Origin of the sequence: Gracilimonas sp. (genome assembly GCF_014762685.1) — a bacterium.
GTDB lineage: Bacteria > Bacteroidota > Rhodothermia > Balneolales > Balneolaceae > Gracilimonas.
The window spans coordinates 757,594-769,763 of record NZ_JABURM010000006.1 but is presented as its reverse complement, the minus strand read 5'-3'; the positions used below and the strand labels follow the sequence as shown (position 1 = coordinate 769,763).

Here is a 12,170-nt window from a genome sequence, read left to right as displayed (position 1 = left end):
AATGACCCATACCGAATCAAACCCGCAACTCACAACCCGCAATCTGCAACCCTAAATGTATATATCCGAACTTGAATTACAGGGTTTTAAAAGTTTTGCCGGTAAGACCAAGGTAAAATTTGACAGCGGGATAACCTCTATTGTAGGCCCTAATGGCTGCGGAAAGTCTAATATTGTGGATGCTCTCCGCTGGGTGCTTGGTGAACAACGGCCATCCCTGCTTCGCTCTTCGGCCATGAGCAACGTGATCTTTAACGGGACGGCTCAAAAAAAAGCACTGGGAATGGCAGAAGTTTCTCTCACTTTTGTAAACGATCAGGGAATTCTCCCCATAGAATACAGCGAGGTCACCATTACCCGCAGGCTGTACCGATCCGGAGACAGTGAATATCTCATTAACAACACCTCCTGCCGTCTTAAAGACATCATGGAATTATTCATGGACACCGGAATGGGCTCGGATGCTTATTCAGTAATTGAGCTGAAGATGGTAGAAGAGATTCTGAATGACAAGAACAACGACCGGCGCCGGTTATTCGAAGAGGCCGCCGGAGTTACCAAGTATAAAGACCAGCGTAAAAAAACTCTTCGAAAGCTGGAATATACCCGGAAGGATTTACAGCGGGTGGATGACCTTTTGGTTGAACTTCGCAAAAAAGCCCGTTCCCTGGAAATTCAAGCCGAAAAAGCTGAGAAGGCCAAAGTTTATAAAGACGAGCTGGAACTGCTTGACAAAGCACTCACGCTTCATGACTTCAATAAAATAAAAGATGAACTGGAGCCTCTCAAAGAACGCATTACCAATGCAGATAAAGAAAAGAAGGAAATTGCCAAGGCTATTGAAGATCTGGAAGAGAGTGATGAGAAAGCGCGGGCTGAGCTTATTGAAAAAGAACGCCAACAGGCAGAAGCTCAGCGCCGGGTAAGCCAGCTTCACAATGCTATCCGTGAGGCCGACACAAATCTCCGAATCACCAAAGAAAAAATTGAGAATGAGAAAAAGGTGATTGCTGAATATGCCAAAGATATTGAGCAGGGAGAAAAAGATTTAAAGGAACTGATTGAACTGTTGGATTCGAGCCGGAAGAAGCTCGAGAGCTTTGATGATGATCTCGCCAAGTCCGAAAAAGCGCTGGAAGACTCAAAGAAGAAATATGGGCAAATTCAGCAGCAGTATAACCGGGAGCGCCACGAATTATATGAAATTGAAGTTCAGCTTAGTGCCACAAATAACGAACTGAATCAGCTTCAAACAAAACGTATTAAAATTGAGAGCCGCCTTGAAAATACTGAAGGTGACCTGGAGCGCATCAATACTGAAATTGTAGATCTGAATGACGAGATCGATAACCTGAACGGTGAGCAGGGGCTGATTGAGAAGAAGCTTGAGAATTTAGTGGTTGAGCGAGACGAACTGGAGGAAGAGCTAGAAACAGCCCGCGAAAAGCGTGAACAATTCGCAGAGAAACAAAATCAGGTTAAAGACGAACTCCGTACCCTTCAAAGTAAAAAAGAATCACTTGAGTCCGAGATTCGCTTAATGAATGATCTTGCTTCCTCAAATGAAGCTTTCCCCGGCAGCGTAAAATTCCTGATTGAAAAACACCGTTTTGATTTCAAGGAAATGACTACCGTTTCTGAGATTTTTGACACAGATGAAAAGCATGCCGTGGCACTTGAAGCTGTACTGGGCGATGTTCTGAACTTTCTGGTTGTTAAAACTTTAGATGAAGCCCAACGGGCTGCCAAAATCCTGAAAGAAAATAAAAAAGGTCGTGCTACATTCATTCCGCTGGATCAACTGGCTGCTACTTATCCTGTAAAAGACGGGAGCCTTTTTGATGAGGTAAAATCCAAACGAGAATATTCTGCCCTAAAACAATTACTGCTTGGTAATGTAATGGTTTTTGATTCGGTGGAAGATGCCTATGCCGGAACCAGGAAAAAAGATGATGTTGTTGGAGTAACTTTTGACGGTGAGGTAGTTACCAATGCCAGGTTCTTCCAAAGCGGAAGCAAGAGTAAAAATGCAGGGATCCGGGTTGGGCTTAAGGATAAAATTGAAAAGCTCGAAAAAGAAGAAGCACAAACCGCCAAAGAAATTGGGAAACTCGATAATTACCTGTCTCAAATTGTCGAGAAATATGAGAAACTGGACATAGGGAAACTCAGTCAATCTCTGAAGGAAAAAGAGCAAGAAGTTCGTCGGTTAGAGCAACAGCAGCACAGTTTGAGTTCCAAAGTACAGGTATATCAAAAGAATATCGGAGAGCTGGTTAATCGCAAAGATAACCTGAAAAGCAGCGAGGGCACCGCTCAGGAAGAATTGGATTCCATCCAACCCAAGCAAAAAGAACTGCAACAAAAAATGTTGGAGTTGGATGAAGAACAAAATGAGAAAAAGGAGCTGCTTGAAACCCTGGAAGAAGAGCGTTCTATCGCCCAAAGCCGCTTTAATGATACACAGTTAAAACATCAAGACTTACGGAATAAAGTAGAAAATCTGGAACGGGACGTTCAAAGAGCCGAAACAGGAATTGAAAATGTAAAAGCCCGGATTGAAAACCGCACTTCCTCAACGAAAGAAAGTAAAGAGCGCATTGAAACCTTGAGTGGCCGTATCAAAGAATTAGAAGAAAATATTGCGTCCAACAAAGAAGCCAAAAAAGATGCGGATGAGGCATTGGAAAAAGCCGAAGAGAATGCAGCAAGGCAACGTGGAAAAATCAATGAGATTGAAAAGGAGCTGAAAGAAGTCCGACGTCGTAAAGAGGTGAATATGGAGTTGGTTCATCACCTGGATATGGCCCGCGAAAAAATGGATATGCAGAGTCAAGCATTATCTGACCACATCTGGGAGACTTACGGCATCCTAATGAAACAAATTGAAGGTGCTGAAATGCCGGATGACAAAACTCCGGAAGAGGTGAAACAGCGTATTGGATGGCTACGTCAAAAGCTAAACAGCATAGGAGAAGTGAATCCACTGGCTATCGATGAATATAAAGAAGAAAAAGAACGGCTCGATTTTTACGAAGAACAAATTCAGGATTTAGCAGAAGCCGAAGAACAGCTACTGGAAACTATCGATGAGATCAACGAAACGGCTACCAATCGTTTTAATGACACCTTTGAGAAAATCAGGGTTAACTTTCAGAGCGTATTTAAGACTTTATTCGAAGAGGATGATTATTGTGATTTGATTATTGAAGAAGATGTAGAGGATCCTTTGGAAGCCCGTATTGAAATTAAAGCACAGCCACGCGGTAAACGTCCATCAGGTATTTCACAACTTTCGGGAGGGGAAAAAACATTAACGGCCATCGCCCTCTTGTTTGCTATATACCTGGTGAAACCTTCTCCGTTTTGCGTTCTCGATGAGGTAGATGCTCCTCTGGATGACGCCAATATTGAGCGCTTTGCCAAAATGATTAAGAACTTTAGCAAAGATACCCAGTTTATCATCATTACCCATAACAAAAAAACCATGAGTAAGGCCGAGATGATGTACGGTGTTACAATGCCGGAAACAGGAATCTCCCGTTTGGTTGGAGTGAAGCTGGATGAAGTGGAAGATGTACTGTAAGAATATGGAATATTTAATATTGAAGTGATTCTCTGTTGGCGGTTATTTAAAAACTTAATTCATACTTATGTCTGTAATTCGACTCCAAATTTTCGCACTACTTTTTCTTTTCCTGGGCTGTCAGAATGAACAATCTATCCGCTTTCAGGATCTGCCCCCGGAAGCCCAAACCATTTCTCTTTTGGGTGATACTCTAGAAACGGAAATTGATTCTCTTCCGGAGACCATGGCTGCGCGTATTGATTCGCTGAGCCGGTTAGCCCTGGATGAAGACCGGATGATAGACAGTTACATTTGGGAGGCTCGAAAAACCGCGTACACCGGAGATTACCGTTTGGCACTCCACCAGCTTTCATCAGCCATTATTGAATTTCCGGAAGAGCCCCGGCTATACCGCCACCGGGGGCATCGATATATTACCCTGCGGGAATTTGATTTGGCTATCCATGATTTTCGGAAAGCAGCTGAGCTTTTTGAAGGACAGGAAGATATTACCGAACCGGATGGCTTGCCAAACGCTCAAAATATCCCCCTTAGTTCTCTGCAAACTAACACCTGGTATCATCTTGGATTGGCTCACTACCTGAAAGGTGAGTATGAACATGCAAATATGGCTTATCAAAACGGACTTGAGGTTTCTAATAATCCCGACATGCGAGTAGCTTTTTGGTATTGGTATTATATGTCGCTGCGAAAAGCAGGCAATGATGTACAGGCAGGTGAATTACTGGAAGAAGTGCCTGAAAATTTAGAGCTCATCGAAAACACAAGTTATTACGAATTGCTTATGGTTTTTAAAGGGGTATTTGATGAGAACCAACTCCTGAGTGAAGACAATTCAGAACTTGATAATGCCACTTTAGGATATGGATTAGGATTTTGGCATCACATCAACGGACGAACAGAACGAGCAAATGAAATCTGGCGGCAGGTATATGATGCAGGCAATTGGGCTGCTTTTGGGTTTATTGCGAGTGAAGCAGAATTGGCAAGGTAGTGCAAAGGTGTTACAGTGTTAATGTGTTCCGGTGGTCTACAAATCCACCGGAACACATTAACACGTTCGCACCTAAACACCATCAATTCCCGACAAAGAAAACTGCATTTCCAAATAATAGCTTTCCGTTGTGCCAAAATCCTCTGAATAACGGGTTGTCAATCATATACACAACCTGTCCGCGTCCCATATTCTGGACTCCGTATGAAAGAGTATTCTCAAGGCTTTTCTTAGCTTCACTTCCCACAAAGCCACTTCGGTGAGCACCTTCTTTGGCCACCCCTACATTCCAGCCATTTTCCAGATAATCGAAGGCTGTTGAGCCTAATTTTAATGACATGTAGGTTTCAGCGTATCCAAAAGCCAATGGGTGAGTATAATCCATCGTAGTCTCAAAAATGGAGCCGGTGTTCATATTTTTAACGCGCTCGCGGGAAGCTTCACCGTATTTCACTAACTTCGCATTCGGATCGTCACTTTCTTCTGCAGCCTCTCCTTCCTTTCGTGTTAAAGCAAAACCATCTTTCCCGGACAAGAGGTTGTTTGCCCCTTCCATTGCGATCAAAGTTCCGCCACCCTGCACCCATTCTCTGATAGCGTTGATCTCACTGTCACCGATCACACTTCCGTACATACTTGGCATGATCAACACATGGTAATCATCCCAGTTTACAGAACCAATATCATCTGTATTGATCAAACTTACGGGATAATCGATCTGCTGATCGAAGTAATTCCAAATATGTCCCACCATATTGGAGCTAGTACCATTTCCTGAAAGCAAGGCTACCTTGGGGGTTTCAATAAACCGAACGCCGGAAGAACCAAAATCCTTACCCGATTCCACAAAGCCGGTAGTGGCCGGAATTACAGTTCTGTTCAGCAAATCGGCTTCATCCTTAACAATGGCATCAAATTCGTCACCCAGGTGCTCATTTCCATTACGTGTAATAATCAAAGTGCCTGCCTTATATTCTTTTCCATTCAGGGTAAAGGCTTCCCTTGCATACCGGGCCTTCACTCCTTTTTGCAAGATCTGAGATAAGAACTTCAGATCGTCCAAGGAATTCCATTTTGCCAGATAAGCATAGGGTTTTTCAACTGAAGGAGTCAATTCATCTTCGGTAGTAGGTGTAACCGGGCCAAAATTCACTTTGCCGGGAATCGCATATCCCTCAACACCATACGCATAGTGCATTTCCCAGGCGGTGATATCGTAGGTCATGGAGTCTGCCAGCTCCGGTTTCGGCTCAAATAATACGCGAGCCAAGGTTCCTTTGGGCTGATAAGTGCTAATCACATAATCACCCTCTTCAATACTAACCCGGCCGGTTTCTCCGGTGCTGTAGTCATAACCATTGGTATTAGATGAACGGCTGGCCACACCAAATTCAATTTTCTGCTTCATCAGATATTGAAGCAAGCTCGTTACTTTATCGGGGTTACTGCTTTTCTTAACAATAAAAGTCTTGTACTCTCCGGCTCCATTTTCAATCGTATTGGTGAAATAATTCGAAAACTCATCAATTACTTTTTGATGATTTTGAGCTGTGATCTCAACCGTTGATAATCCGCTGGCAGAGTGATGTGTAAGCCGATCCTTCAGAGTCAGCGTATCTCCTTCAGCAGTCAGCACTCCCAAACCGGCTGAACCGCCCCCTGCTTGCTCGTAAGTCATCCCGATCGCTCCGTTGAATGTAGGCCAGGTATCCCCGTAACTCGGATAAAACAGGTCAAACACTTCGCGGGTAAAATACAGCCAGTTTTGCTCATCAAAATACTTGATGTGATTTTTCCCGATCATGGTTTGGAAATCGCGCTGCCAGTCAGTGATCGCAAGATGAAACGGTTCGGCTGCCGGAGCAAAATAATAAGGGGAGTTCACGCTCTGCTCATGGAAATCGACATGAACATGAGGCATCCAACTGTTATAGAGGGGAAGTCTCTGCTGACTTTCCACCTGTGTTTGCCAGGCCCAGTCCCGGTTCAGGTCAAAATAATAGTGATTAGTCCTGCCACCCGGCCACGGCTCACTATGCTCGCGTGACTCAGGATTCACATTCATGTCTTCACCAACCACGGTTCGGAACCAGTTCACATAGCGGTCACGCCCATCCGGATTTACCATCGGGTCCATGATCACAACCGTATTTTCCAGCCAATTGGCTTTCTCTGTCACTAATTTATAAATGGTATTTAATGCGGCCTCACTGGAAGAAGTCTCGTTTCCGTGCACATTATAACTGAGCCAAACAATAGCTTTTTGGTTTTGGGTAGGCTCACCGGATTCAAGTCCTGTAAGTTTTAAATTATTCAGGCGGATCTCTTCAATATTGGCTTGATTCCCTTCTGTAGTAACAACAGCATATACCAGCTCTCGACCTTCGTTGGTTTTCCCATATTCACTTAACGTAACCATAGGTGATTCTTCAGCTACATACTGAAAATAATTCAGCACTTTGTAATGAGGAGTCCATTGCTCACCCAGTTCATAGCCTAAAAATTCAGCAGGCGATTGCAGTTGAGCCAAAGCCTGACCCGACATTAAAAACCCTAAGATTAACGTACCTAATATCCCTTTCTTCATTATTCTTCCGATTTGTTTAGTTCATTGTCAATTTGTTGTACCACATCATCTACAATAGAATTTGGGATGGGAATAGTAAGGTTGTAATGGGCAATTTTCCACCCCTTTTCATTTTTTAGCAAAACCCCTGAACCCCGGCTCGGCCCCAGGTTTGGAGTATCCAGTTCTTCATCAAACCAGGCGACTTTTCCATTATCCGAAAAATAAACCTCCCTAAAAGTTGGGGTAAAGGTCCATGCTACACCGTCATCCTCAAAATAAGGCTTTGACCACGGCTTAAACACAGCTATCGTCCACCGTTCGGTAGCATCCGTTCCCATGAAAATGGAAGAGTCACTTTCAAAATAATTGAAGTAGCGTTCGAAGTCTCCTTCTGCCGCAGCTGCGTGCCAGTCATCGAGAACGACATTTACCTCATCCGGAGATGGCGGGATTTGAGTTTCTTTGGGTTGACAGGCTCCCAGTAAAAACGCAGGGATAAAAAGCAGTAACATTAAAAGTCGCATATACATACGGTTGGTTCAAGAGTTAGCCAATGGTAGCTATTCAAATCTGATTGAGCAAACGGGATTTTTAAAGCCTACTATTCTTAAATCTATCCATTGTAAAAACTGTTATCTTTTGTGTATGATTAAAAAAGCTTTAAAGATATTTATCTACCGTGATCATCAGCAGCAATAACAATCAAGTTGTTCCCATTAAACGCATTGCCGCTATTGATATCGGTACGAACTCTTTTCACGCCATCATTGTGGATATCTATTCCGACGGTAGCTTTCGCACGCTCGACAAACTCAAAGAAATGGTACAACTTGCCAAAGGAGGGATGGGGAAGCGGCTTTCCGACGGTGCTTTCAAACGCGGTCTTTCGGCTCTTAAAAACATCAAACGGTTGGCTGACAGTTATGAATGTGAGAAAATTCTGGCCTATGCAACCTCTGCCATCCGCGAAGCAGAAAACGGTGGTGAGTTCATTCAAAGAAGCATTGATGAAGTGGGTATTAAGATGCTAGCCATTCCCGGAAGAGTAGAGGCCGAATTAATTGGCCTGGCGGTTCGTCATGGGGTGAGATTAACGGGGAAACCGGTTTTAGTTGCAGATATTGGTGGAGGAAGTGTAGAATTTATTTTGGGGAATGAAGAAAAATTCTTTTACACAGCCAGTAAAAAAATCGGGGTTTCCCGAATGACAGAAATCTTTAAGCCGGCCGATCCCATCACCCCTGAAGATATCAAAAAGCTGGAATCTCATTACGAGGAACAGCTCCGGGATGTAGCCCAGGCTTTTGCTCAGCACCGCACTGATACCATCATAGGGTCTTCAGGAACCATGGAAAACATTGCCCAGATGATCGCCGCCCAAAAAGGTAAATCGGTGGATGTAACCCTGAACGAGATGGAATTTACGGCCGAAGATTTCAAAAACTTCTATGAATATTTCATCACGCTCGATAAAAAACAACGCAAAAAAGTAACCGGGCTTGATACCAAACGCATCGGGTTTATAAATACTGGAGTGGTTCTGGTTAATTTTCTGATTCGGAAATTCGGAATTAAGTCCATCAAAATATCATCTCAAGCGCTTAGAGAAGGGATTGTAATCCGTTACCTGAAAAAAGAGATGATCGGACTCCCCTGGACCGGTGCTTTTGCTGACCCTCGCCGGCGCAGTGTGTTTGAATTGCTTCGAAAAACTGACTGGCATGAGAATCACTCACGACATGTTGCTAATATGGCACTCACTATTTTTGACGCCTTGGAGGATGAGCTGGAATTACCGGAAGGCGATCGGGAGCTTTTGGAATACGCAGCTTATCTTCATGATATCGGCTATTATATTTCTCATGCCAAACACCATAAACATGCCCTCTATATCATCCGGCATTCTGACCTGAAAGGGTTTAAGGAGCATGAGATTGAGATTATAGCTAATGTAGCCCGCTATCACCGACGCTCAACCCCCAAGAAAAGGCATGGAGAGTATTGGAAGATGTCACCTGAGATAAGGAAACGAATTAAAAAGCTTTCCGGGATTTTACGGATAGCAGACGGACTGGATCGAAGTCATTATCAAAATGTAAAAGATCTTCAGGTTCAATCGGGAGAGAACGAAATCAAGATCAACATACGAACTGAGGGGGAGCCTCATTTGGAGATCTGGGGAGCGGAACGAAAATCGCAATTATTTAAGGAAGTGACGGGGAAGAAGTTGAAGATCGAGCGAGTTATTGAATCGGCCTATTCTTAGTTGAGGTTTTGTGGCCTTGGCCATGTTGATCCACTCCTCGAGCGGGGAAGCTTTTTGATTGGTTTTTGTGTTGAAATATAGATTTTAGCCATTGGCGATATCCTTTAAGCTATATCCTAATTCACCAGAGTGTCTTCCTCTCCCGGGAAAGAAAACAAAGATGAGGGCTGAAGCGGTCAAGGCTCAATAACAAAAAAAGGGACGCAGTTTATACGTCCCTTTTTCAACGATCTTAATTAAGATAAATCAATCAATAAACCGCTTATATACTTCACCTAATCTTCCGGAAACATTGGCTTTGGAAGAGTATTTATTTTTGATATTTCCGATGGTTTCAATGCGTTTTTCAGCTAATGCATTAGAGGCTTTATGAGCCGGGATTCCATGTTCATCAGAATAATTCAGAATATCAGTAATGGTGTTATAAATATTTCCGGCATTCTGGAGGGCGCGTTCTTCGTTGTACCCTTCCAATTCGCTGGCAATATTGATGATCCCACCTGCATTGATAACATAGTCCGGCGCATAGATGATGCCTTTATCCAGCAACATCTGCCCGTGTTTATCTTCCTCATCCAATACATTATTGGCACCGCCGGCAATGATATCGCATTTAAACTGATCTATGGTATCATCATTAATTACTCCGCCTAAGGCACAGGGTGTGTAAATATCCACATCCAACCCGTAAATGGAATCCGGGTCAACTACTTCGGCACCTACTTCTTTAGCCAGCGTCTTGGCTTTTTCTCCGTAAATATCGCAGATAAATAATTTAGCATCTTCTTTGGCAGCATGACGTGCGAAATAAGAAGCTACATTCCCTGCGCCTTGAAGGGCAATTTTCTTGCCTTCAAGGGAATCACTTCCATAAGCTTTTTTGGCACAGGCTTTCACACCCATGTACACTCCATAAGCTGTTACAGGAGAAGGGTTTCCGCTTCCACCTAATGCTTTTGGGATGCCGGTTACGTACTTGGTTTCAGAATAAATCCACTCCATTTCTTTCTCGGTCATCCCAACGTCTTCAGCGGTGATATAGCGCCCGCCCAATCCGTCTACAAAACGCCCAAATGCGCGAAATAAAGCTTCCGTTTTCTCAGTATGAGGATCCCCAATGATCACTGCTTTGCCTCCGCCTAAATTCAATCCGGAAATAGCAGACTTGTAAGTCATACCCCGGGAAAGGCGAAGCACATCTTTCATGGCAGCTTCTTCAGATTCATAATTCCACATGCGGGTACCGCCAAGAGCCGGGCCTAATGTTGTGTTGTGAATAGCGATGATGGCTTTTAACCCGGTTTCGGGGTCAGAGCAGATAACAACTTGTTCGTGTTCTTTATCAGCCAGTTCGTCAAAAAGGGGGAAGTTTGAGTTTTTTGTAATCAATTTTTTGGATTCTTTTACGGGTGCTTCTGTCATGTTCAAATATAGCTAATTTTCAGGGAGATAATTTAATTGGAACCGCTTCCAAAGGTCTTGATTTATTTCATGGTTCTCAACCTATGACTTCAAAATTACTTTACTCATATAAGTTTCGGCTTCCTCGCTTGTTAATAGTGATAGATAAATTCGGGTATTCTTCCATGTAAATGAAAAACAGTCTCACAGCTAATCAAGTGTAATAAAGGCCATAATTATTTGGCCAAAACGATAAAATTGTCTTTTTATGATGAATGTGGTTAATCCTTGTCTCATAATTACTTTAGCCGGGGAATATTCGGGCTGCTCAATCAAATATTTATCCAATGAAAATTTTCAAGGAACCTTCAATTCGTCAGATCACTGTATCCGTATCGATTATATTGATGTTCAGTGTAATATCGATTCAGAGCCATGCGCAACAAAATCTATACCCTTTCACAGTGGGTCTCAATTTTGGGGGCGGGCTCATTGGTGATTCTAACGCGAACTCTGCTTTTCAGCCGGAGCTTGGTTTCAACTATATGCCCGGGAAGTTTGGTGTTGGGTTAAACGCAGGCCTGCTGTCCTATAATCCTTCATTTGACGCCCAACAGTATGCGACGGGTTTTGAAGATTATACTTCCGTGTCCGGTTACGGTGAAAAATGGAGCTCCTTCTTTTTTGGTATTGGTCCCCGTTTTGAATTTGGCAGCCGACTTCCTGTTACCTTTCGCAGCAGCCTCGATCTTTCCCTTTCCTACAACTCACCACCCTCGGTTTCTGTTGATTTTAATGACCCGGATGATGGAAATGGTTTCTCGGATGCAATTGAATCAGCTACTTACAGCATTAGTAAACGCAGTGCGAGAACCGGTCGCAGTTCCGCATCCGTTAAAAAGGAAATTGAAACGATGGAGTGGAATGAAGGTGCCGCAAAGAATCAAGCCTCTGATATCTACAAATGGACGTATAATTTAAGTTCTCTCTCCGACACCGGCGATCTTGATGGTGATGCCCGCCCGGACCTGATGAAGAATGCAACAGTTACTCTCTTATTTACTGAAGGAAAGGTGCATGTAGATCTTCAGATTGATCCTATCGATCCGGATGATGACGGCGACGGATATGATGATCTCCTGCAAAACAGTTCATTCAGCATTAGCAAAAAATCTGCAAGAACAGGGCGTAATTAATTAGTCCTTATTTACCGCAGAAATAAGCATCGCCTTTTTTACTGAGTATCTTTAAAGGTCCTCTCACGGGACTAAATTTTACATTCATTGTTATCAGATACTGAACGGAAAAAGTGCGAAAATATATTTTTGTAAGGAGTTGCTGTGAAATCGCT

General features: G+C 43.3%; 7 protein-coding genes. 4 read left to right on the top strand and 3 right to left on the bottom strand.

Annotated elements, in window-relative coordinates:
• Window positions 1-55 precede the first annotated feature (55 nt).
• Window positions 56-3,586, top strand: a complete 3,531-nt coding sequence (gene smc / locus HUJ22_RS13020; RefSeq protein ID WP_290878134.1) for a chromosome segregation protein SMC — start codon at window positions 56-58, stop codon at window positions 3,584-3,586.
• A 67-nt stretch (window positions 3,587-3,653) separates the two neighbouring features.
• Window positions 3,654-4,583, top strand: coding sequence for a hypothetical protein (locus HUJ22_RS13015; protein ID WP_290878133.1), 930 nt, complete (start codon window positions 3,654-3,656; stop codon window positions 4,581-4,583).
• A gap of 82 nt (window positions 4,584-4,665) precedes the next feature.
• On the opposite strand, the gene HUJ22_RS13010 is transcribed toward HUJ22_RS13015, so the two are convergent.
• Both HUJ22_RS13010 and HUJ22_RS13005 read right to left on the bottom strand, forming a co-directional pair.
• Complete coding sequence (locus HUJ22_RS13010) at window positions 4,666-7,170, bottom strand: M14 family zinc carboxypeptidase (RefSeq protein ID WP_290878132.1); 2,505 nt, start codon at window positions 7,168-7,170, stop codon at window positions 4,666-4,668.
• Window positions 7,170-7,676 (bottom strand): nuclear transport factor 2 family protein, encoded by a 507-nt coding sequence (locus HUJ22_RS13005; protein WP_290878131.1) that lies wholly within the window; start codon window positions 7,674-7,676, stop codon window positions 7,170-7,172. Before HUJ22_RS13005 ends, HUJ22_RS13010 begins: the two co-directional genes overlap by 1 nt.
• Window positions 7,677-7,831: 155 nt before the next feature.
• Between HUJ22_RS13005 and HUJ22_RS13000 the strand changes: the two genes are divergently transcribed.
• Entirely contained in the window at window positions 7,832-9,418 is a 1,587-nt protein-coding gene (locus tag HUJ22_RS13000) for a Ppx/GppA phosphatase family protein (RefSeq protein ID WP_290878130.1), read from the top strand.
• Window positions 9,419-9,664: 246 nt separating this feature from the next.
• Here the strand turns inward: HUJ22_RS13000 and HUJ22_RS12995 are convergent, their stop codons facing one another.
• On the bottom strand, window positions 9,665-10,840 hold the full coding sequence (locus tag HUJ22_RS12995; RefSeq protein WP_290878129.1) for a Glu/Leu/Phe/Val dehydrogenase: 1,176 nt from the start codon (window positions 10,838-10,840) through the stop codon (window positions 9,665-9,667).
• 326 nt (window positions 10,841-11,166) lie between these two features.
• On the opposite strand from HUJ22_RS12995, the gene HUJ22_RS12990 reads away from it, so the two are divergent.
• Window positions 11,167-12,015 carry a hypothetical protein gene (locus HUJ22_RS12990; RefSeq protein WP_290878128.1) on the top strand — a complete coding sequence of 283 codons (849 nt, stop codon included), beginning with the start codon at window positions 11,167-11,169 and terminating at the stop codon, window positions 12,013-12,015.
• The last annotated feature ends 155 nt before the right edge of the window (window positions 12,016-12,170 follow it).